1 pseudogene is annotated in these 323 nt (G+C 67.8%); it reads right to left on the bottom strand.

Annotated features, from left to right (window positions below):
• Positions 1-323: pseudogene (locus F8279_RS30120) on the bottom strand (hypothetical protein); the annotation flags it as partial.

The raw sequence follows: 323 nt of genomic DNA, 5'->3' as shown, positions 1-323 counted from the left end.
GATGGCGCCGCCGTCGCCCTCGGCGTTGTTGTCGACCAGCTTGACGTTGTCCAGGTAGGCGCTGCCCCCGCGCTCGACGAGCAGCGCGCCGCCGTCACCCTCGACGCGCTTGTCGTCGTCCTTGCCGTCCGGTCCGGCCGCCTTCGGCACCGACGGCCCGGGGTACTTGAACTCGTTGGCGTTGCCGCCTTTGACGGTGAGGTCCTTGAGGGTGAGGTCGCCGCCGTCGACGACGCGGAAGATGCGGAAGGTGTCTTCGGCGTCGCGCTTGATGGTGGAGTTGTTGCCCTTGATGGTGACGTCCTGCTTGATCTCGGGCAGGG

The sequence above is a fragment of the Micromonospora sp. AMSO1212t genome, from assembly GCF_008868145.1.
Lineage (GTDB): Bacteria > Actinomycetota > Actinomycetes > Mycobacteriales > Micromonosporaceae > Micromonospora > Micromonospora tulbaghiae.
Note: the sequence above shows the minus strand (reverse complement) of the source record. Positions and strands in the feature narration are given on the sequence as shown.